The organism is Collinsella sp. CLA-ER-H3, from assembly GCF_040092425.1.
In the GTDB taxonomy this organism is placed as follows: Bacteria; Actinomycetota; Coriobacteriia; order Coriobacteriales; family Coriobacteriaceae; genus Collinsella.
The window spans coordinates 259,911-280,702 of record NZ_JBBNLP010000003.1 but is presented as its reverse complement, the minus strand read 5'-3'; the positions used below and the strand labels follow the sequence as shown (position 1 = coordinate 280,702).

At 57.2% G+C, this 20,792-nt stretch carries 20 protein-coding genes; 9 read left to right on the top strand and 11 right to left on the bottom strand.

The features are described 5' to 3' along the window. Position 1 precedes the first annotated feature (1 nt). Both AAAX32_RS04045 and AAAX32_RS04040 read left to right on the top strand, forming a co-directional pair. Entirely contained in the window at positions 2 to 1,024 is a 1,023-nt protein-coding gene (locus AAAX32_RS04045; RefSeq protein ID WP_349100071.1) for a WYL domain-containing protein, read from the top strand. After that, positions 1,011 to 1,928 (top strand): WYL domain-containing protein, encoded by a 918-nt coding sequence (locus tag AAAX32_RS04040; RefSeq protein ID WP_349100070.1) that lies wholly within the window; start codon positions 1,011 to 1,013, stop codon positions 1,926 to 1,928. The genes AAAX32_RS04045 and AAAX32_RS04040 overlap by 14 nt, the downstream gene beginning before the upstream one ends. Here the strand turns inward: AAAX32_RS04040 and AAAX32_RS04035 are convergent. Together AAAX32_RS04035 and AAAX32_RS04030 are read right to left on the bottom strand one after the other, a co-directional pair. Beyond that, positions 1,925 to 4,819 (bottom strand): helicase C-terminal domain-containing protein, encoded by a 2,895-nt coding sequence (locus tag AAAX32_RS04035; protein WP_349100069.1) that lies wholly within the window; start codon positions 4,817 to 4,819, stop codon positions 1,925 to 1,927. The genes AAAX32_RS04040 and AAAX32_RS04035 overlap by 4 nt on opposite strands. Next, positions 4,813 to 5,778, bottom strand: coding sequence for a D-alanine--D-alanine ligase (locus tag AAAX32_RS04030; protein WP_349100067.1), 966 nt, complete (start codon positions 5,776 to 5,778; stop codon positions 4,813 to 4,815). Before AAAX32_RS04030 ends, AAAX32_RS04035 begins: the two co-directional genes overlap by 7 nt. 85 nt (positions 5,779 to 5,863) lie before the next feature. On the opposite strand from AAAX32_RS04030, the gene rlmN reads away from it, so the two are divergent. After that, positions 5,864 to 6,916 carry a 23S rRNA (adenine(2503)-C(2))-methyltransferase RlmN gene (gene rlmN, locus AAAX32_RS04025; protein WP_349100066.1) on the top strand — a complete coding sequence of 351 codons (1,053 nt, stop codon included), beginning with the start codon at positions 5,864 to 5,866 and terminating at the stop codon, positions 6,914 to 6,916. A gap of 198 nt (positions 6,917 to 7,114) precedes the next feature. Here the strand turns inward: rlmN and AAAX32_RS04020 are convergent, their stop codons facing one another. The 9 genes from AAAX32_RS04020 to rpmH form a co-directional block, all read right to left on the bottom strand. Continuing rightward, positions 7,115 to 7,369, bottom strand: a complete 255-nt coding sequence (locus AAAX32_RS04020; RefSeq protein ID WP_349100065.1) for a hypothetical protein — start codon at positions 7,367 to 7,369, stop codon at positions 7,115 to 7,117. Next, positions 7,359 to 8,264 carry a ParB/RepB/Spo0J family partition protein gene (locus tag AAAX32_RS04015; protein WP_250787716.1) on the bottom strand — a complete coding sequence of 302 codons (906 nt, stop codon included), beginning with the start codon at positions 8,262 to 8,264 and terminating at the stop codon, positions 7,359 to 7,361. The genes AAAX32_RS04020 and AAAX32_RS04015 overlap by 11 nt, the downstream gene beginning before the upstream one ends. Next, complete coding sequence (locus AAAX32_RS04010; protein WP_117584022.1) at positions 8,257 to 9,057, bottom strand: AAA family ATPase; 801 nt, start codon at positions 9,055 to 9,057, stop codon at positions 8,257 to 8,259. The genes AAAX32_RS04015 and AAAX32_RS04010 overlap by 8 nt, the downstream gene beginning before the upstream one ends. Before the next feature lie 133 nt (positions 9,058 to 9,190). Beyond that, positions 9,191 to 9,928, bottom strand: coding sequence for a 16S rRNA (guanine(527)-N(7))-methyltransferase RsmG (rsmG, locus tag AAAX32_RS04005; protein ID WP_349100064.1), 738 nt, complete (start codon positions 9,926 to 9,928; stop codon positions 9,191 to 9,193). A 96-nt stretch (positions 9,929 to 10,024) separates the two neighbouring features. Further along, positions 10,025 to 10,594, bottom strand: coding sequence for a R3H domain-containing nucleic acid-binding protein (locus tag AAAX32_RS04000; protein ID WP_349100063.1), 570 nt, complete (start codon positions 10,592 to 10,594; stop codon positions 10,025 to 10,027). Positions 10,595 to 10,639: 45 nt separating this feature from the next. Then, positions 10,640 to 11,410 carry a YidC/Oxa1 family membrane protein insertase gene (locus AAAX32_RS03995; RefSeq protein WP_349100062.1) on the bottom strand — a complete coding sequence of 257 codons (771 nt, stop codon included), beginning with the start codon at positions 11,408 to 11,410 and terminating at the stop codon, positions 10,640 to 10,642. A 29-nt stretch (positions 11,411 to 11,439) separates the two neighbouring features. Further along, positions 11,440 to 11,664, bottom strand: coding sequence for a membrane protein insertion efficiency factor YidD (gene yidD, locus AAAX32_RS03990; protein ID WP_349100061.1), 225 nt, complete (start codon positions 11,662 to 11,664; stop codon positions 11,440 to 11,442). Further along, positions 11,661 to 11,999 carry a ribonuclease P protein component gene (gene rnpA, locus AAAX32_RS03985; protein WP_006236191.1) on the bottom strand — a complete coding sequence of 113 codons (339 nt, stop codon included), beginning with the start codon at positions 11,997 to 11,999 and terminating at the stop codon, positions 11,661 to 11,663. The genes yidD and rnpA overlap by 4 nt, the downstream gene beginning before the upstream one ends. Before the next feature lie 20 nt (positions 12,000 to 12,019). Further along, complete coding sequence (rpmH, locus tag AAAX32_RS03980; protein WP_019127408.1) at positions 12,020 to 12,154, bottom strand: 50S ribosomal protein L34; 135 nt, start codon at positions 12,152 to 12,154, stop codon at positions 12,020 to 12,022. Positions 12,155 to 12,499: 345 nt separating this feature from the next. On the opposite strand from rpmH, the gene AAAX32_RS03975 reads away from it, so the two are divergent. The 6 genes from AAAX32_RS03975 to gyrB all read left to right on the top strand — a co-directional run bounded on the left by AAAX32_RS03975 (position 12,500) and on the right by gyrB (position 20,735). Next, positions 12,500 to 13,852, top strand: coding sequence for an ATP-binding protein (locus AAAX32_RS03975; protein ID WP_349100060.1), 1,353 nt, complete (start codon positions 12,500 to 12,502; stop codon positions 13,850 to 13,852). Positions 13,853 to 13,867: 15 nt separating this feature from the next. Further along, positions 13,868 to 15,592: a DnaA/Hda family protein gene (locus AAAX32_RS03970; RefSeq protein ID WP_349100059.1), complete on the top strand. Its 1,725-nt coding sequence runs from the start codon at positions 13,868 to 13,870 to the stop codon at positions 15,590 to 15,592. Positions 15,593 to 15,830: 238 nt separating this feature from the next. After that, the gene (dnaN, locus tag AAAX32_RS03965; protein WP_349100058.1) at positions 15,831 to 16,934 is read left to right on the top strand and encodes a DNA polymerase III subunit beta; all 1,104 of its coding nucleotides are present in this window, start codon (positions 15,831 to 15,833) and stop codon (positions 16,932 to 16,934) included. A gap of 8 nt (positions 16,935 to 16,942) precedes the next feature. Next, positions 16,943 to 18,049 (top strand): DNA replication and repair protein RecF, encoded by a 1,107-nt coding sequence (gene recF / locus AAAX32_RS03960; protein WP_349100057.1) that lies wholly within the window; start codon positions 16,943 to 16,945, stop codon positions 18,047 to 18,049. Further along, positions 18,036 to 18,599 carry a DciA family protein gene (locus AAAX32_RS03955; RefSeq protein WP_349100056.1) on the top strand — a complete coding sequence of 188 codons (564 nt, stop codon included), beginning with the start codon at positions 18,036 to 18,038 and terminating at the stop codon, positions 18,597 to 18,599. Before recF ends, AAAX32_RS03955 begins: the two co-directional genes overlap by 14 nt. Positions 18,600 to 18,704: 105 nt before the next feature. Beyond that, positions 18,705 to 20,735 carry a DNA topoisomerase (ATP-hydrolyzing) subunit B gene (gene gyrB, locus AAAX32_RS03950; protein ID WP_349100055.1) on the top strand — a complete coding sequence of 677 codons (2,031 nt, stop codon included), beginning with the start codon at positions 18,705 to 18,707 and terminating at the stop codon, positions 20,733 to 20,735. Positions 20,736 to 20,792 lie beyond the last annotated feature (57 nt).

Here is a 20,792-nt window from a genome sequence, read left to right as displayed (position 1 = left end):
TATGACGGCAAGCGACGCGACCGCGACAATTAAAAAGGGGGCACCCGAGCCCGGTTTCGATAAAACGGCTCAGCGCATCCTCAACCTTTTCTTTGTACTCAACAGTTCTCCCGAACCGCTGACGACCGAGCAAATCGTCCTGGATTCCGATTTGGGATACGGCTCGGGCAATATCGACTCAGACAAGCGCAAGTTCCGCCGCGATCGCGACAAGCTGCTCGAACGCGGCATCGTTATCAGGGAGGTTCGTGCTGCCGGAGCGCAGGAAACCGAGGAGAGCGCGTGGACGATCGACCGCGAGCACACGTTTGCCGCGGGCGGTCTCATCACCGCAGACGATGCCGACATCCTGCTCAATGCCATCGACCAGACACTCGCGGCAGGCTCATCCACCTTTGCCGCGCCGCTTGCCGACATTCGCTCCAAGATTGCCTACCTCACCGGCGTGTCGACGACAGGAGAGGCACCGATCCGCCGCTCTCCCGCCGTCGATGCGGTATGGAGTGCCTTTGCCGAGCGTTGCGCGCTGCGCTTTTTGTACCAAAACGGACGCGGCGAGCAACGCGAGCGGACCGTTTGCGTCTACGGCATGTTCGAGCGCGAGGGTGCGGCATACTTCTGCGGCCTCGACAATGCCACCGACAATATCAGGACATTCCGCTGCGACCGCATCATTCGCGCCTGGAGACCTTCGAAAGCCTACGCCATCCCTGCGGATTTCAACCTCAACGATTACTTATTCTTTGAGTTCGATTTTGCCGACCGCCCACCCGTTGCGGCTACGTTCTCGTTCGCGCGTGAAGCGCAGGCCGATATGATCAGCGGTCTCACACGCGGACGAGGCGAACTCACGCGCACCGAAGCAGAGTGGACCTGGACCGTTGACGTGCGCGACTTTGAAGCCGCAGCCTCGTTTTGCATGGCTCATGCCATGGATGGCATGAGGCCCGTCGCCCCCGATGCTCTCAAGCAGGCGTGGAATCGCCTCATCGAAAGGACGGTGCACGAGCATGCCCGTGCGTAAACTCACCAGCGAGCAAAGACTCTCGCGCGCCATCGACATCATGGAGGCCCTCTACGCCGGCGGCGAGAATGGCATGACACGAGACGAGCTTTGCAGCCGCTTTGATATCACGGGGGCATCACTCGACGAGATCCTCGAGATCGTCTCGACGCTTGCGGACCGAGAATCGGGCGCACGTATTATCTGTGAACGCCGCGGCGAGTGCGTGGTCCTCACCGGTGATGCGGGGCGCGTGCTGCCGCTACGCCTGAGTGCCGCCGAGGGCGCTGTGCTCAACCATGAACTTGAATCATTGGGGATCGAACCCCAGGCGGCGGCTCGAATACGGCGAGCTCTTCTTCCCAAAGAGCTCGGTTACAACCAGCGCGTCTTTGACACCGTCGCCCACGGATCGCACTGGCAGCAGCTGAGCTGCGCCATTCGGGACGGCGTTCGCTGCCGCATCTCGTATCGCTCGATGGATGACACACAAGCGCGCGAGCGTTTGGTCGACCCCTTGCGCATCACAACAAACGGCGATCAAACGTATCTGATTGCCTGGGATGTCGCGGTCGATGAACAGCGTACCTATCGTATGGATAAAATCGAGGGCTTGGTCTTGACCGACGACTCCGTCGTGCGCCACGCACCGGAGCCCGCGACCCTCCACGACTCCCTCGCCCAGGCGGAGCGGAGCGCGAAGCTTCTCATGCCGCGCGCCTTGGCGGAGCGCCTAGACTGGCCCGGCATTATGTCGATTGAACCCAATGGGGCGGACAGCTCAACAGTGAATGTGCGCTACGGCTCCGAGCGCTGGCTGTTAAGCCAGGTAATCGCAGCGGGCGGGGCCATCCGCATCCTGGATGACCCCGCCCTGTCAGAGCGTCTGTGCGATATGGCAAAATCCCTCGTCTGTCCGCTTTAGCGGCGCCGCTCGTGGCGCGCGCGCCACAGCTGTAGATAGTGCCCGATTTGTGCCGACTCGATGCGTTGATAGGAACTCGTGGGCAGCGACGTTAAGAATTTCTTGCCGTAGCCCTTCGTCACCAGGCGCGGGTCGGCCAAGATGAGTACGCCACAATCGGTCGATGAGCGAATGAGGCGACCGGCGGCCTGCTTGACCTCGAGCACGGCCTCGGGCAGCGAATAGCGCGCCCAAGCGCGGTCTTCACGCAGATTGCGCTCGCATGAGAGCGGGTCTGTGGGGCTCGAGAACGGCAGCTTGGGGATGATGACACAGCGCAGCGTCTCGCCGCTGGCGTCAAACCCTTCCCAAAAGGCCTTAAGCGCAAAGAGTGATGAGGTCGGTTCGTTGATAAAGCGATCGCGCAGACGGCGAGGAGACGAGTTGCGCTGCTGGCAGTTGAGCTCCAGACCCGCACGAGCCATCTTGGGCTCGACGCGAGCGTACAGTTCCTCCATGTCACGCCTGTTGGTGAACAGCGTGAGCACCGAGCCGCCCATAGCAAGATGAGCGTCGACCAGCACACGCTCGAGCGCCGAAAGGTAGCTCTCACGATCGCGCGGATCGGGGATATCCCCAGCCACGACCACGGCCATATTCGAATCGAAGTCGTAGCTCGAATCCAAGTGCAGTGACGATGATGTTGAGGCACCGATGCGATCGAGGCCGACGGCATGGTTAAAGTGCTCAAAGCTCTTGGAAACCGTCATGGTCGCCGATGCAAAGATAGCCGTGTGGACCTCGGGCAGCCACTCGGTTGCCAAGGCCTCACCAATATCGATGCGCTCCGCGGTCATCGACTCGCCGCCGGCGCGCAATCTGCGATTGACCTGCAGCGAGTACACGTAGTGTTCATCGGTACCGTCAATGATGAGCTTGAGGTTCTCGACCAGCTCGTGTAGGCGGCGCGAGATATCACCCAGGTCGACAACAACCTCGGGCTTGTCGGCGGCAACTGCTTGTACCAGCGCGTCGACGCTCTTGTCAGCTTGTTCCAACGCGTCGATGGCAGTGTAGGCCGACTGTAAGAAATCATGCCAGTCGTCAGATTCGCGCAGCTCGGGGCCAATCCATAGGTTCGCATTGTCATAGCCCCCGCGCGCACGGCGGCCAAGCTCGCGAACGCCGTCAAACACATCGGCAATCGCCATACTCGCACGCACAACCGTCGACGTCGCCTTGGCGGTAAGACCCAGGTAAAGCGTAGAGCCCTCCGAGGTTGCCAAATCGCGGGAAACCTGGCTCAGCGCACCGGTGCTCGAGCCACCCAGGCGCTCAAACAGAACGCGCGATTCATCCGCCGACACCACGCGCGCCCATTGACGGCGCGCCTCGCGCTCGATGGAGTGGGCCTCATCGATCACCCAGTGACGAATCGGAGGCAAGATTCTGCCCTCGGCCGCAACATTGCGGAACAGCAGGGAATGGTTGGTGACCACCACATCGGCATGCGCCGCGCGACGGCGAGCGCCATGGACCAGGCATTTATCGGGGAAAAACGGGCATAGGCGACGGGCGCACTCGCGCGACGCCGTCGTAAAGTCGGGACGGTTGACGCTGCGCCAGCGAATGCCGAGCGAGTCGAGGTCGCCATCGGCCGACTGACACACGTACGCCATGATGACCGCGACTGCCGTAAGCGTGTCAGCAGGATCACGCTTAGTCGTAATTTCGACTTGGCCGCGACTCATACGCTCAAGCTTGCGCAAGCATGGATAGTGGTCATAGCCCTTGAGGGCGCAAAACGATAGGCCTCCGTCCAGCTGCTCGGCAAGTTTGGGCAGCTCATGATACATGAGCTGGTCGGCAAGATTATTCGATTTAGTCGCGATACCAACCGTGATGTTGTTGCGGCGCGCGGCCTCGGCAAAAGGCACCAGGTAAGCCATCGATTTGCCGACGCCCGTGCCCGCCTCAATCACGCGATGCGTTCCCGTAACGAGTGCGTCACGGACCTCGAGCGCCATCGCGATCTGTTCATCGCGCGGCTCGTACGTGGGATACATGCGATTAACCAGGCCGCCCGGGGCATAGTCCGCCTCGATTTCCTCGCGGCTCGGCATCTTAAGGACCGGTAGCTCGTCCGCATCAACGCGATCATCGGCCCGATCGGCCTTGAGTACGTCGGCGCGGGCGGCGCTGAGAGAGAAGATGGAACCGGGGTTCTGCCCCGCCAAGAACGAGAAGATAGGACGATAGGACCAGGGTACGTCGGGGTGCATGTCGGCCAGGCGCGCCATTAAGCCCTGGGGCAAGTCGGCGAGCGCCACGAGCAAGACGCGCCACACACCACACAGGGCGTCGACATCGGCGTTGGCTCGGTGCGACACCGAGTCGCAGCCAAACAGGTCGGCCATGAAAGACAGCTTATGCGATGCCAGGCGCGGAAGCGCGATGCGCGACAGTGCCAGCGAATCAATCCAGATGTCGCTGACGTTGACACCGCCCTTGACCGACTCGATAAACGAGCGGTCGAAGGTGGCGTTATGCGCAATCACCGGGCAGCCGCCGACAAAATCGGCGAGAGCAGCCACGGCATCGACGGCCGATGGGGCATCCACCACATCGGCGTCTGTAATGCTCGTGAGTTCGGTAATCTCGGCGGGAATCAGCTGCTTGGGATGCACGAAGGTATCAAACCGATCGACAACCTCGCGGCCGGAAAGGCGGGCCGCCGATATCTCGATAAGCTCGTTGTCCTGCACCGAAAGACCCGTGGTCTCGGTATCGAGGACGATAACATCTTCCTCGATGAGGCCAAACGATTGCGTTTTGGCGCGCTCGGCAAGCGTGGCATAGGAATCGATGACAAACTGCGGCGTTCCTGACGAAACCGCGTCCTCGATTAGCATGCAACGCCCGCTCGACGAAGTCCCATACGGATCAGACTGTCACAGACCTGCGGGAACGTCATGTCATCGGTGTGGCGAATCTCATCCGGATACAGCGACGTATCGGTCATACCGGGAATGGTATTGGTCTCGAGGATAACGGGGCCGTCCTCGCTCACGATAAAATCGCTGCGCGAGATACCCAGGCAACCGAGCGCCCTATGGGCGGCACAGGCAAGCTCCTGGGCGCGAGCGTAGTTCTCGGGCGAAATCTGCGCCGGAATGCGATGGATGTCCGTGGGGTCCACATACTTCACGTCCAGATCGTAGAACTCGCAGTCCTCGGGCTTACGAATCTCGACAATCGGCAGAGCGCGCACGTCGTCCTCACCGTACACGCCAACGGTGATTTCAGTTCCCTCGATGCACTTCTCGACCAGCACTTTGTCGCCGTACTCGAACGCCTTGGCGATTGCCGCGGGCAGCTCGGAGGGTTCATGGACCAGGGAAATGCCATAGCTGGAACCGTTTACGGCCGGCTTCACAAAGCAGCGCTCGCCACAAACCTCGACGATGTGATCGATATCGACTTCATCGCCCACTTCGAGCGCAAGGCCGGGGGCAATGGGAATGCCCGCCTTGGCGTATAGGAGCTTCGAGACCTCCTTGTCGGCACCGCAGGCGCTCGCGAGCACACCCGACGCCGTGTAGGGGATACCCAGGGTCTCCATGGCACCCTGCATGGCACCATCCTCGCCGCCGGCACCGTGCATGGCGATAAACGCCACGTCAAAGCCGCCGGTCGCCATGGTTACCATAAAATCATCGGCAGCTGTGTCGAGCAGCTCCACCGAAGTGTAGCCGGCCTCCTTCAAGGCCACCACGACGTTCTTTCCCGAATTGAGCGAGATCTCGCGCTCGGCGGAATGACCGCCCGCCAAGACCGCTACGTGCATGTTCTCTAGGCTTTTACCCGGCATGGGCAGACTCCTCCTCTATAATTTCTGCAGCTGATACCATATTGTAGCGATACCCTCTACGTTTCCCCAAAATCGAAAGGCTTCCATGAATCCCAGGACTAAATCTCAGGACATTCGCGACTTGAGCCAAAACGATATTCGCGAGCTTGTGGCCGAACTCGGCCAGCCCGCCTTCCGCGCGAAGCAGCTCATCGAATGGGTCTTTGAGAAGAACGTTTGTTCGTTTGACGATATGACCAACCTTCCTAAGACTTTCCGCGAGCAGCTTAAAGAGGCTTTTGCCTTTGACACGCCGACTGAACTCACCAAACAGGTTTCCAAAGACGGCTCTCGCAAGTATCTGCTCGAGTACCACGACGGCATTTCCGTCGAGACTGTCGGTATGCCCCGTCGTAACAAGCTTTCCGTCTGCGTTTCTACTCAGGCTGGCTGTGGCATGGGTTGTGCATTTTGTGCCACCGGCCTTAACGGCCTCAAGCGCTCGCTGACAGCCCAGGAGATCGTCGACCAGGTGTTGCACGTCTCGAATGATTTTGGTGAGCGTGCAACAAGCGTCGTTTTCATGGGCCAGGGCGAGCCCTTTGCTAACTATGACGAGGTTCTCAAGGCACTGCGCATCCTTAACGATCCCGACGGTATCGGTATTGGAGCCCGTCACCTTACTGTCTCTACCAGCGGTGTTATTCCTGGCATCCGCAAGTTTGCCGACATTCCCGAGCAGTTTACGCTCGCTGTGTCGTTGCACTCTGCCATCCAGTCGACGCGCAATAAGCTCATGCCCGGCGTTAAGAAGTACACGCTCCTGCGCCTTCATGAGGCGCTGCAGCTCTACACTCAGAAGACTGGACGCCGTCCGACCTATGAGTACGCCATGATCGAAGGCGTCAACGATACGAATCCCGAAATGCAGGCGCTCTGCGACTTCTGCGAGGGAACGCTGTGCCACGTTAACCTAATTCAGCTTAACGACATCGAGGGCAGCCCGCTCAAGCCGTCTCCGATTCATAAGGTTGAGGATCTTCAGCGCCGCCTTGAGTCTCGTGGCATCGAGACCACGATCCGTAATTCGCGCGGCAATGATATTGATGCCGCCTGCGGTCAGCTGAAGCAACGTTTCAAGGTCCAGAAGAACGCATAGGGGAGTCTGCACCCCATAACGTTTCATGTGAAACATCCGACAGCCCTGGTTGTAGATAATGCAACCAGGGCTGTTTCATTTGTTTTCATCCTAAAGGACTTGATATACGTAACCTTAGTTTTATAGCCAAAATAAAGGGTCCTTGTCTCATGAATCAGACAAGGACCCTTTCAAAATAGGCACGTAATTGTTAGGTACCTAATAACCAACATTTTCCCACTGATGGTTAACCCAGTCTTGGTTAATCTTAGGATTCTTAGTCACCTGAGCAGTACGCATGGCGACATCTTCGGTCATCACATCCATTTTCTTCTTAGATGTATCGACGATATCCTGAGCTCCGCGCAACAGTCGACCTCGAAGTTCATCATCTGTCGCAAGCTTATAACCAGCAAAGGCACCAGCGACAACGGTGGTTGCCAACGCAACGACCGCGAGAACCTTATTCTTCATCCTGATCCTCCTGCCCAAATTGAATCATTTCACCAAGGATACGGGAGAGCTCCTCCTCGTCTTTGAACTCGATTTCGATTTTGTTCTTACCACGCGAGCTCTTCACGCGTACATTCGTGTTGAAAACTTGACGAAGTACTCGAGCGGCCTTTTTGAATGACTGAGGCGTTGCTGGCCTCGGGGTCCTTGGTGTCTCTCCGGCAGAAAACAACGGAGCAAGATTTTCTGTCGCTCTAACGGAAAGACCTTCTGCGACTACTTTCTCAGCAAGTCGAATCCTGGCATCTTCATAAGGAACTGCAAGAATCGCCCTTGCATGACCTGCAGTAAGCTTGCCCTCGAAAATCATCTGCTGTACGACTTCCGGAAGATCTAGCAAACGAAGTGAATTTGTAATTGCGGAACGAGACTTACTGACAGCCTTTGATAACGCCTCTTGTGTCATGCCGCTGGCATCAATGAGCTGACGATAACCCTTCGCCTCTTCGACGGGATTCAAATCAGAACGCTGAAGATTCTCGATAAGTGCAAGAGCGAGCATTTCCTCATCATTAACTTCTTTAATGATAACAGGCAGTTCCTCAAGACCAGCAAGCTTTGACGCCTGGTAACGACGCTCACCCGCAATAATCTCATAGCCATTTCCATGCTTGCGAACCAACAACGGCTGCAAAACGCCATGTTCTTGGATCGACTCGCTCAACTCGCGAAGTTCAGTTTCGTTAAAGTGAATTCGCGGCTGATTAGGGTTGGGAACAATATCCTCAATAGGCAGTTTTGTTTCAGATGCAGCATTTGAAGCCGATGCAGCCGAACCACCGGTCTCATACTCGGCCTCTGAGACCAAAGCATTGAGTCCACGTCCCAATCCGCCACGTTTCTTTGCACTAGGCACGCTTGATCACCTCTTTTGCAAGGTTCATATACGCTTTTGCACCCTTATTTTGAGGTGCATAGGTAATTACTGGTTCTCCAAAAGACGGAGCTTCGGAGATTTTTACGGTACGTGGAATTAGGGTCTTAAACGCCTTATCACCAAAGTACGACTGAACTTCCTCAACAACCTGATTCGACAGAGAAGTACGTGAGTCATACATGGTCATAAGGACGCCATAGGTGTCTAAGCCCTTATTCAGACGTGATTTGACCATCTTCATTGACTCAAGCAGCTTTGTAACGCCCTCAAGTGCGTAATACTCGCACTGGATCGGAATCAAAACGCTATCTGCTGCGGTCAAAGCATTGATGGTAAGCAGGCCAAGCGAAGGAGGACAGTCGATGAATATAAAATCGAACTCATCTTGAATCGGCTCAAGCAAATCTTTGAGGCGGGTTTCACGAGCAATTGCGCTTACGAGCTCAATTTCGGCACCCGCAAGCTGAATTGTCGCCGGAATAACGAATACCTTTTTGCAATTTGTATCAAGAACAAGCGATTCTGCCGGCACGTCATTCAGCAATGCATCATAGATGCACCGATCAAGGTCTTCTTTTTCAATTCCAAACCCGCTAGTGCTGTTTCCCTGCGGATCAAAATCGACAATCAGTGTCTTGCGTCCCTGTTCACCCAGTGCTGCAGCAAGGTTTACAGCCGTCGTCGACTTACCGACGCCGCCTTTTTGATTGATGATTGCAATGATACGCGTGTCTTTTGCGCTCTTCGAACGCTTAACGTCGCGAAATCCCACGGTCCCTCCTGGTGTGTTTAAAGCTGTCTAACGGAGGATGTTTCACGTGAAACATTCCGATTCAATATCAACCGCCATGTTTCACGTGAAACATTACGAGTCGATACTATCCATTATGTTTCACGTGAAACATCTAGGCAAGCGGATTCTTCTTTGCCATGCCATTAGCACGAGGCAATGAAACGGATGCTGGATGACTTTTCTTAAGAACAATAAATTCCCTGTGACCAAGACCCTCGGGTAAATCAATTGCATCATTCAGAAGCGGAATGAAGCCACAGATCTTAGCTGCTGACATGCCGGAAGCAAGCTCCTCATCCGATGGATTACCCTTGGTGATAACAAATAGCCCACCATCCTTGAGGTAAGGAGCAGCATACTCAACAAGAATTGGTAGAGGGGCCAATGCGCGGGCGGTTACAACAGAGAACTGCTTCTTATGGCTTCGAGCATATTCTTCAAGGCGATCATGGACTGCATGACCATATTTCAATCCAAGAGCATGAACAAAAGAATTGACAGCATCAACCTTCTTGCCAACAGAGTCAATATAAGTAGCCTTACGATGCGTGGCTATCGTTAATGGAATACCAGGGAAGCCAGCACCCGTTCCCATATCAAGCAAAGATCCCTCAGGAGCCTTATTGACATAAGGAAGCAAAACAAGTGAGTCGAGGATATGAAGTACCGCAGCATCTTCAACGTTAAGAATACGAGTGAGATTGGTTGTCTTATTTGTTTCCAGAACCAAATCCAAATGCTGGATACATTTCCTCAGCTCAGCATCAGTTACGCTCAAGGAATACTCTTTGCAATAGGAAGTTAGACGGCTGAGCATCTCGTCAGTCTGCTGATCAGTAAGTACAAACAACAGAAGCTCCTTTCTGACAAAAATCAGTGTATCGAGAACTTTTGACAAAAAAAGGGGACGTGGAAACCACGCCCCCTTAGCATAAGCTCGAGTAGATTATCGAGCAACAATCACCACATGGCGATCAGGGTCAGAACCCTCAGAATGGGTATCGACAGCATCATTGCCACGAAGTGCAATATGAACCAGTCGGCGCTCATAGGCATTCATGGGCGAAAGCGAAACACTCTTATGGGTACGGATGGCACGCTCGGCGGCCGACTGAGCCATTGAGGCAACCTTGTCCTGACGACGGCTCTTGTAGCCCTCAACGTCAACCACAACCGGATACCTAAAGCCGAGCTTGCGGCTCACCAGCAAAGAGAACATGACCTGAAGAGCATCAAGGGTACGACCATGACGACCAATGAGAACAGCAAGATCGGGAGCCGTAACATCCAAAATCAGCTCGCCCTCGTCGCCCTCGTACTCATCAATAGGAGAGTTGGCGGCATCGAAGTGCGAAAGGATGGAACGCAGAATGGAAATCGCAACATCGGCAATGGTGTCGAGCTCCTCATCGGTCAGCTCTTCACCGGCCTTGTAGCGCTGTGCAATCTCGGGATAATCGCCCGCAATCTGCGGGGCAACCTCCTCAAGCATATCCTCGATGATCTCTTCAGACATAACGTACTCCAAAAGTTAGGTACCTAAATAAGATTGATATCCCGACTACTTCTTCTTGTGCGGACGCGGCTTCTTCTCGCGACGGGTAACCTCGACCTGCAGCGGAGCGTTCTTGAGGCGCTCCTCCTCATCGGCCTTGGCCTTGTCGATAACCTTCTGCGTCACGAAGATCTGCTGGATAACCTGCCAGGCAGAAGACACATCGTAGTACAGCAGAACGCCGACGGGCAGGCTCCAGCCCATCCAAAGCATCATGACGGTCATGACGACAGCCATCATGCGCATGCTCTGGGCCTGCTGGCCGGTCTGGTTGCGCGACATATAGAGCTGCGGAATCAGGGTCAGGACGGCGAACAGGATCAGGCAAACCAGCGCAGGCAGTGCAACCATAAAGCCATCGGCAAAAGAGGCGCTCGGCGTGGTGGTCAGATCGGGCAGGATGTTAAAGAACGAGAACGTGCCCTCGTTAAAGTACTGCGGCAGGTTGCGCAGAAGCGTGAACAGGGCGATAAGGATGGGCATCTGAATCAGAAGCGGCAGGCAGCCGGCCAGCGGATTGAACTTGTTCTCGCTGTAGAACTTCTGCATCTCCTCGGCCTGACGCTGGGGGTCGTCGGCGTAGCGCTCCTGGATCTCGAGCATCTTGGGCTGCAGCACCTGCATGCGAGCCGTCGACTTGGTCGACTTGAGCATGAGCGGCGTCAGCAGCAGACGGATGATGACCACCAGGATGATGATGGACAGGCCCCAGTCGACCGCAAAGGTCTGGATGAGCTTGAGCAGCTCGAAAAGGATGTTAACGATCCAATCCCACATGTAAGTTTTCCTCCGATAGCGAGTGCCCGCTAAGGCACAGGGTCATAACCGCCGGCGTGCAGGGGATTGCAGCGAGCGATGCGCCTCACGGCAAGCCAGCAGCCTCTCAAAACACCGTACTTCTCAATCGCCTGAACGGCGTATTGCGAGCACGTTGGGTAATAAATGCAGGCGTCAGGTAATAAGGGCGAAACAACCTGTTGATATATGCGAATAGGAGCGATGGCAACACGTCGCAAAACGTGATTGCTCATCGCTCCTCCCCGGCAACGCCGGCGCGTTTCATAAGCGAACGCAACGCCTTGTCCATCTCCTGCGGCGAGGAAACCCTCGTCTTGGGAGTCGCGAACAAGATGATGTCATAACCCGCAACGGGAAATCCACAGCTGCGGGCGGCCTCGCGCATCACACGCTTAGATCGGTTGCGCACGACAGCACAACCGAGTCGTTTAGCACCAACGAAGGCGACCCTTCCGGAGTCGCCTTCGCCAACCGATTCACATATGGTCATTCGAATCAGAGGGTGATTGAAACGACGCCCCTGACTGAACACATGCTCGAAATCTTGCCGAGACTTAATAGTCTTCATGCGAGATGTGTGTATCGCTGCTAGACAGTGAGACGCTTGCGGCCCTTGGCGCGACGACGGGCGAGCACGGCACGACCACCCTTAGTGGCCATACGGGCACGGAAGCCATGGGTCTTGGCACGCTTACGCTTATTAGGCTGATACGTACGCTTCATCTTAAGTTCCTCCTGCTGCATTTCGAGTGTCCGCGGGGACGCGGACGCAGATATAGACACGTGAGCTTGAAGATTGTAGGGAAATCGATGTTCAAATGTCAAGAAATCAAAGGTAAAAGGTTGCAAAGAGTACACGGTTCCCCCATAAGCAGAACCGGCATTTGAGGCTGCAGGCAACTTTTCACGAAATTTCATCGAGTTTTCAACAGGTCATGTTGGAAATGTTGAGAACTTTTCGTCCGTTTTCCAAAGTTTTCAACAGGTTTTGAAAACTTGTCGAAAGATGAGAAACATTGAGCGGTGAGCTACTATTTGTTCAAAACCTTTTGAAAGATTGCGAGCGGCATGTCTGACGACTTCTACACCATGGTCGATTCCGGTGATCCGGCACCCGACAACGAGCACATCACCGGCGTGCGCGAAAAACGCAACGAAAGCGAGCAGGTCACCGCACAAGCACCGAAGGCCATGTATGCAGCGCGCATCGCGGTCTACGATGACATGCTGTCGACACCGCGTGTCATCGTCATCGAACCGCAAGACGTCCGCACCTACTTGGAAGAGACAACCAACACCGTCTACCAGTGCATGAAAGAGCAGGGAGGACGCATCTCGCTGATGGTTATCCGCGAGATTGTCGAAAACTTTATCCACGCGCATTTTGCAGAGCCCATCATCTCAATTCTCGACGGTGGCGATACCATCCGCTTTGCCGATCAGGGCCCGGGCATCGACGACAAAGAGCGTGCCTTCGATTTTGGCGTAACCAGTGCAAACAGCAAGATGAAACGGTATATCCGCGGCACCGGAGCCGGGTTTCCCATGGTACAGGAGTACTTGGAAAACGCCGGCGGCGCCGTCTCCATCGAGGACAACATGGGCAACGGCACCGTCGTGACGGTAAGTCTGAACCCCAAGCGCGTGCAGGAAATCGAGCGTGCTGGCGGGCGCGGGGCAGCCGTGCGACCCGAAGCAGAGCAGCAGGCATATCCCATGCCGGGCGCCTTCACGCAGCAACCCGCAACGATGCAACAGGTGCAACAGCAAATGGCCCCCATGCAGCAGCCTGGCATGGCCCCCATGCAAGAGCCCCAGGTACCCTCGGGCGCGATTCCGCAGAACATACCCGATGTAAAGCCAGCGATGGGCCAGGATGTGGGAACCTTGCAGCAGATGGCGGGTGCATCGACTGCACAGCAGATATCCTATCAACCGAACCCACAAGGGTATCCGGCTCAATACGCGCCGCAAACGGGATATGCACAGGCATACCCCCAGCAATACCCGCTGGGATACCAGCAGCCATACCAACAGACACCACAGGCGCAGTACAACCCATGGGCCCAGCAGATGCCTCCGCAGCCTTACCAACAGTGGCCGCAAAGTTTTCAACAGCAGCCGCTGCCCATGCAGAGTTCTCAACAACCAGCAGCTCAAATGATGTATCCTAATGCGGCGAATCAATATGCACAGCCGCAGCAAGACGTATTTGTGAGCGAGCGCGGCGAAGCGGCACTGGGCTATCTGGCTCAAAACCAAGAGTGTGGCGCAACCGACCTGGCACGAGCGTTTGGAAACTCAGCGCCCACGTGGTCGCGAACGCTCAACGACTTGGCACAGGCCGGCTTGATAATCAAACATGGCCAGAAATATCATCTGACCGAGATAGGCAGCGCTCGCGTGCGAGCCCAAAGTTAAGGAACGGGAGAAACAGTGGACGAGGAAGCAAGCATCATCCTGGGGGATGCCATCGCCTTTTGTCAGCGCGACGGCCAAGATGCACGCCTCATCAATATGCTGGGACAATCGCGCGCCGTGAGTTTAACCGAGGACACTCTGACGATTGAGGCCCCTTCACGCTTTGCCATCGCTCAGCTCAAAAAGCATCAGCCGACCATCGAGGCGTACCTAGAAGAGATCGCCTTTGCACCGATTGCGCTCAATATCGTGGCACCGCAAGGCGCCTCGGCAAATACGACCCCGGTCACTCACCCGGTAGCGACCGACACCGCAGCGGCAACGCCGGAGCCCGAGCCTCGACGCGACGATGTTTCCCGTGAAACCATGGCACCGCAGCCGACTGCTTCGGTCGCACCGGCGGTAGAGCCAGCCCCCTCGCCCATCCCGACCGCCACGCATATGCCCGTCGCACACGAGGCGACATCCGGCGAGGAATCGGGCGTTGCAATCAAAAACACGTTGTCCGCCGACGATTTCCGCCGCATGATGACCCAAATGAACGGCAGACCACCGGCGAAAAGCGCAAGTTCGTCCGCAGCGCCGGCAGCATCTTCGACGGCGACCCCGGCGGCAGTCGAGAAAAACGCGGACGGGGCACCCCTCGCAGCGAATTCGAAATTCACGTTTGAAAACTTCGTCTTCGGACCGGAGAACAGCCTCGCCTACCGATCGGCGCTCAAATTCGCCATGCTTGCAGACACGCCCGGTACCTGCACGTCGCTGTTCATCTACGGCAAATCGGGCCTGGGCAAGACGCACTTGCTACTCGCCATCAAAAATGAGCTGGCAGAGAAATCGCCCGAGATCAAGGTGAAGTACGCCAACTCGCAGGCATATCTGGACGACTTGATGACGGAATTCGACCGCCAAAAGAAGAGCAACGCCCCCATTATGCAGGCGTACCACGGCGTCGACGTGCTTATCATCGATGACATCCAGAACATCATTGGCAAGCGCGCGAGCGTGGATTACTTCTTCCAGTTGATGGACGAATTTATCCGTAACAACAAGAAGGTCGTGATCGCCGCCGACCGCGCCCCCAAGGACCTTAATATGGACGAGCGCCTGACCAGTCGCTTTAATGCCGGTCTGCTGTGCCTGGTGGCGGAGCCCAGCTACGAGATGAAGTACAAGATTTTGCAGCGTTATTACGAGAACACGATCGCCGCCGCACCCGAGGCAGGCAACGACTCGCTGCTGGCGGCCTACGGGGGCGACGGCGGACATCTGACCGACGCGCACTTTAAACACATGGCCGAGGTCTCGGGCACCAACATCCGCGAGCTCGAGAGCTTTTGCGAGCGTTGTGCCGGCGAAGCGGGCGATCGCGAGCGCGAGGGCGGGGAGCTCACCTTTGACGACATCGACGCCATCGCCAACCAGTACTTCGACACATCGGCCAAGAAGATCAATGTGCAGACGGTCCAGTCCGTCATCGAAGAGCAATACGGCGTGACGCACGAGGAACTCATCGGGCCTCGCCGCAACGCCAATATCGCCAAGGCGCGCCATATCGCTATCTACCTGGCGATCGAGATGTGCGAGATGACGACGACGGCCGTGGGCGCCGAGTTTGGCAACCGCAACCACTCGACCGTCAGCACGAGCTATAAAAAGGTTCAGAAGATGATTCAGGAAGACCGGACTGTTACCGAAGACCTCAAGTCACTGCGCGATAAAATTACACTGCGCTCGTAGGTAAATGGACACACCTGTTGAAAACTTGTCGAAACGGCGGTTATAAGGTGTCAAAAACTCGAGCCGCGGTGATGAAAAGTTTTGCGCAGGTTTTGAACGTGGAAAACACACCCGGTTGCACACAGGTTCCTGTCGATTCTCTTTTTAGGGCTGACCCGCACTTTTAGGAGTAATCAACAGTTTCGTCAGTACTATTACTATTATTAAGATATTTATATCTATAGAAAGGTATTAAAAGATGAAGTTCACCGTCAGCCAGAGCTCGCTTACGCAAGCCATCGGCGTCGTTATGAAAGGCGTCGCTTCGGCATCCACCCTTCCCATTCTGTCGGGCGTGCTCGTTAAGGCGCAAGACGGCATCTTGGAATTCCAGACCTCCAACTACACCATCTCGATTCGTCACCGCATTGCGGCTCATGTCGAAGAGGAGGGCGAGATGGTGATTCCCTGCAAGATGCTCTCCAACATCACCAAGACCCTTCCCGATGCCCCGGTCACCTTTGAGCTGTCCGAGCGCCAGGTTTCGATTGGCTGCGAGAAGAGCTCTTTCCGCCTCAACACGCTCGATGCCAACGACTTTCCCGAGTTCCCGGCATACGCCATCGAGAGCGCCGTCGAGCTGCCGACCGATATCCTGTCCGAAATGGTGGGTCGCGTATGGCGCGTCACCTCGACCGACAAGGCCCGTCCCATCCTGGGTGGCGTGCACATGAAGGTCGAGAACAACACCGTGCGCCTGGTCGCGACCGACTCCTTCCGACTGGCCGTGTGCGATACACAGGTCGAGACCTCGACCCTCGAAGGTTCCTTTGAGCTCAACGTGCCCGCCGACGCCTTCAACGACGCGCTGAGCATCATGGCCAGCCAGGCGACCATCATGATCGGCGCCACCGACACCCAGGTTGTCTTTGAGGCCGGCAACACCACCTACGTGTCGCGCCGCATCGAGGGCGTATATCCCAATTACAAGCAGCTCATCCCCGATTCGTGCGTGACGAGCGTCAAGATCGACGTAGCCGCCTTTAACGCCGCCCTTAAACGTGTGGCCGTTATCGCGAGCGCCAACCCCGCCGTCAAGTTTGAGATTGACGTCGAGAACGGCCAGATGGGCCTGTCCTCCATTTCCAACGACCAGGACCTGGCGCAGGAGACGATCGATGTCGAGGCCGAGGGCGAGTCGGGCACCATCGCCTTCAACTACCACTACATCTTCGGCTGCCTCAATGCCCTGTCCAAGGAGAAAGAGATCACGCTGGAGCTCAAGAGCTATTCGCAGGCTGGCATCTTCAAGTCCTACGACAAGATCAATTACCTGTACCTGGTCATGCCGGTACGCATCTAGCATCGCTCATGACCATGTTCGCACGCGATCTTTCCGTTGCGCGCTATCGCAGCTTCGACAGTTACCGCCTTGCCCTGAGCGACGGTGTGACAGTGCTCGCAGGCCCCAACGCGGCGGGAAAGACCAACCTCATAGAGGCGCTGCAGCTGCTGACGAGTGGCGCCTCGTTTAGGCATCCGACCGCAGCCGAGCTCGTGCACGACGGCACAGGCTCATGCAAGGTCGAGCTGAGGCTCGAAGGTGATGGGCGCGTGCTGGACATGGGACTGAGCGTGGAAGATGGCAAGCGTTCATTTGGCCGCAACGGCAAGCGCTGCGCTGCGTCCGGCGTGCGCGGGGTGCTGCCGAGCGTTTTGTTTTGTCCGGACCACCTGGATATGGTCAAGCGGGGTGCCAGCGTACGCCGCGCCGCACTTGATGACTTTGGCGTTCAGCTGAGTGCGCGCTATGCCGATCTGGCTAGTGCCTACGGGCGCTGCGTGACCCAGCGCAATGCCCTGCTCAAGGAGGCCTGGTGCTGCCGCGAGATGCTCGGCGCCTGGAATGAATCTATCGCCCGCGCCGGTTCGGCCCTGCTCGTGCATCGTCTGGCACTGCTCGACCGGCTGTCGGGCCATGTGCGCGACGCCTATGGCCGCGTGGCATCCGGCGAGCCCGCCGATGTGTCCTATGTGTCCACGCTTGGCGACCTGCCTCGCACCGTGGATCGCGACGAGCTCAGGGGCTGGGCGTATGAGCGCATGCTCTTGGCGCTCGATGAGCGTGCCGACGAGGAGATTCGCCGCGGCGTGACGCTTGTGGGTCCGCATCGCGATGAGATTGAGTTTTCCGTCGCGGGCCGATCGGCCCGTTCATTTGCCAGCCAGGGCCAGCAGCGAACGCTGGTGCTTGCCTGGAAGGTGGCAGAGGTGGCCGTGGCGCGCGATATCCTGGGCACCGCACCGCTGCTGCTTTTGGACGACGTGATGAGCGAGCTCGACGCCGGGCGCCGAGGCGCTTTCCTGCAGCTGATCGGTGATGATATCCAGACAGTCATAACCACCACCAATCTGGGGTATTTTACCGATGACCTGCTTGATCGAGCCAAGGTGGTGAGCATGGGTGAGACGTGCTAATTACGACCGCGAGAACGGAACGGTTGCCTTTGGCGGCTTTTTGGATGCCGAGCGTCAGCGTATCCTGGCGGCCGCGACACCTGAGCGCCGCGCGCAGATGGAGGCTGCGGAGGAGTCTCGTGCGGTCTATCGCGCCTGGAATGCGGTGTGCTCGGGCACGCGCGAGGGACGCCATGTGACGGGGCTGCGTTACCTGCCCGAGTCCAACGAACTGCTGGTGTACCTCGATTCACCCTCATGGACGCAGGAGATGACACTGTTGCGCGAGATTATCCGCGCGCGCATGGAGCGCGCCGGCGCGCACGTCGACGGCCTGGTGTTCAAGACGACCGCCCCCGGCCACACACCGCCCGCTGCAAAAGAGCGCCTGCGTCCGGCCGTGGCCGAGCGTCCGCCGGCTCCGCATGCCGACCTAAGCGGTGCCGAGCGTGCCGAGATTGAGCGCCAAGTGGCACCCATCGAAGACCAAAAACTGCGCGAGGCCCTCGAGAATGCCATGAGAGCCAGTGCCGAGTGGGACAAGGGCGTGCAGGGCAAAAAAGAGCCTTAAATCGCATCTGGTGGCCTTGTAGAGCCAAATACCCTCGTTCCCGAGGGTATTTTTTTACGATAAACTAGTAAGGCTGTACACATTTTCTTAACTGAAGGAGGACGTGTGGCAAACGAAAACGATTACGATGGCGGCGAGATTAAGATTCTCGAAGGTCTCGAGGCCGTTCGTAAGCGCCCGGGCATGTACATTGGCTCGACGAGCGCCAGCGGTCTTCATCACCTGGTGTGGGAGATCGTTGACAACTCCGTCGACGAGGCCATGGCCGGTTTCTGCACCGAGATTCAGGTGACGGTCCACGCCGACAACTCCATCACGGTCGTCGACAACGGGCGCGGCATCCCCGTCGACGAGCATCCTATCAAAAAGATCCCGACGCTCGAGGTCGTCATGACGATCCTGCACGCCGGCGGTAAGTTCGATAACTCGGCCTACAAGGTCTCGGGCGGACTGCACGGCGTGGGCATCTCCGTTGTCAACGCCCTGTCCAAGCGTGTGGTCGTACAGGTATGCCGCGATGGCAACATCTACGAGATGGAGTTCTCGCGCGGCAAGACCGTCAAGAAGATGGAGGTCGTGGGCACTTCGGAGACGACGGGTACCACTGTCACCTTCTGGCCCGACGACGAGATCTTCGAGACCTGCATCTACGATTTCGACACGCTGCACAACCGTCTGCAGGAGACGGCATTCCTCAACAAGAACCTCAAGATCGTGCTGACCGACGAGCGCGAGGCGACTCCCCATGTGGAGGAGTTTTGCTATGCCGGCGGCATCATCGACTTCGTCAAGTTCCTCAACGAGGGCAAGGATGTCCCCGAGGCCTTTAAGGAGCCCATCTATATTGAGGGCAAATCAGATCCGGATGCGCCCGTGACCAAGATGGGCGAGGTCGAGGTGTCCTTGCAATGGAATAGCGGCTACGGCGAGAACGTCATGTCGTTTGCCAACGACATCTACACCCCCGAGGGCGGCATGCACCTCGAGGGCTTCCGTACCGCACTCACCCGCGTGATTAACGATTACGCTCGCAAGCAGAACCTGCTCAAGGAAAAAGACGCCAACCTGACCGGCGATGATGTCCGCGAGGGCCTGTCGGCCGTTATCTCGGTCAAACTGCCCGATCCGCAGTTTGAGGGCCAGACCAAGGCCAAGCTCGGCAGCTCCTATATGCGCGCGCTGACGCTCAAGATTGTGACCGACGGCCTTGCCGATTACCTCGAGGAGCATCCCAAGCCCGCTCGTGAGATCGTCAAGAAGGCCCAACAGGCCTGCAAGGCGCGCAACGCCGCCCGCAAGGCGCGCGAGGCGACCCGCCGCAAGAGCCTGCTCGAGACGGCGTCGCTGCCCGGCAAGCTCGCCGACTGCTCGGTGCGCGATGCCGAGTTGACTGAGCTCTTTATCGTAGAGGGCGACTCGGCAGGCGGCTCGGCCAAGGACGGCCGCCGCCGAGACATCCAGGCGATCCTGCCCCTGCGCGGCAAGATTCTGAACGTCGAGCGCGTAGGCGATCATCGTGCGTTCTCGAGCGACACCATCCAGTCGCTCATCACTGCGATCGGCTGCGGCGTCACGACGAGCGCCGGCGACGGCGGCGACTTTGATATCACCAAGGCGCGCTACCACAAGATCATCATCATGACCGATGCAGACGTCGACGGTGCGCATATCCGCATCCTGCTGCTGACGTTCTTCTACAAGTACATGCGCCCGTTGATTGATGCCGGCTACGTTTACGTCGCTTGCCCGCCCATCTTTGGCATCAAGGTGCGCAACAAGATTCACTACGTGTATCCCAACGGCCGCCAGCCCGAAGACGAGATCCTGCGCGACACCATCCAGAGCCTGGGGCTGAACCCTGACGACAACGACGAGGACGGTAAGGCCAAGGACGGCAAGATCACTAAGAAGCGCAAAGGCTACACCGTTCAGCGCTACAAGGGCCTGGGCGAAATGGACCCCAAGCAACTTGCCTCGACGACGATGGACCCCAAGACCCGCATTCTGCAGCGCGTGTCGATCGAGGACGCCGTGGTGGCGGACCGCGCCGTGCGCGAACTGATGGGCTCCGAGGTCGGCTATCGCCGCGAGTACATCGAGAAGCACGCGCATGACGCACGATTCCTAGACGCCTAGCTTTCCCAGGCACCCCATCTTGCCCTTCAGGATTTCGGGCGCCGCACGCAAGGCGTG